This is a genomic window from Ruegeria sp. AM5, assembly GCF_056540645.1.
This window is the reverse complement of record NZ_JBQFXC010000032.1, coordinates 1-757: the sequence shown is the minus strand read 5'-3', so window position 1 is coordinate 757 and position 757 is coordinate 1. Positions and strand designations below refer to the sequence as shown.

Here is a 757-nt window from a genome sequence, read left to right as displayed (position 1 = left end):
TAGAACAAAATGTTCTACTGTGCAACAAAATGTTCTATAGGAGGGGTGATTGAAAGAAGATCCTAGGCTGATCGCCACACGACAGGCGGCGCTTGATGCGGCGCAAAAGATACTGATGGATGAAGGCGTGCTGCACGTAACTCATGGCGCAGTTTCAAAGGCAACGGGCATTTCGCGCAGTACACTTTACAGGCACTGGCCAGATGCGCGTAGTCTGCGTGATGCAGCATTCCGGCGCATCGCAACACCACCGAACATACCGCCCAAAACCGATGGCCCGCTGCGATCTGACCTGCGTTGGTTACTCGGCGTACTGATGGGAGCCTTGAATGACACACCATGGGGTCAAATTGCACCTCAGGTAGTCGCTGCTGCGTCCACCGATGCAGAAGCGCGGTTGGTGATCACTGAATTCATGAAAGACAGGTTCGCAAGTGTTGAAGCAGTATTTGCAGCCGCAATAGACCGAGGTGAGATTGCCGCGGATGTTCCGGTTGAACAGCTTATAGAACTAGCTGTCGCGGCACCTTATTTCCGCAAGCTCATACGTCACGAGGCGCTGAACGAAGAATGGTTGGACAAACATGTCGATCTGCTTTGCAGTATCGCGAAAACCAATTCGGGACAGTGACCATCGCCTGACTTTGAAATCAAAGCGACCTGCAACTGGCGCGAGATTTCGACAGAACAGCAAGTTATGATCAATAGCCTGTCCAGCCGGTTCCTCATAACTGCTGCTCCAAAAGCTCTCGGCAAA

Annotated in this window: 1 protein-coding gene; it reads left to right on the top strand. The window is 52.0% G+C overall.

Going from position 1 to position 757, the window contains the following annotated elements; genetic code table 11:
* The first annotated feature begins 49 nt into the window (after positions 1–49).
* Complete coding sequence (locus ACR0AH_RS21105) at positions 50–631, top strand: TetR/AcrR family transcriptional regulator (RefSeq protein WP_480593654.1); 582 nt, start codon at positions 50–52, stop codon at positions 629–631.
* Positions 632–757 lie beyond the last annotated feature (126 nt).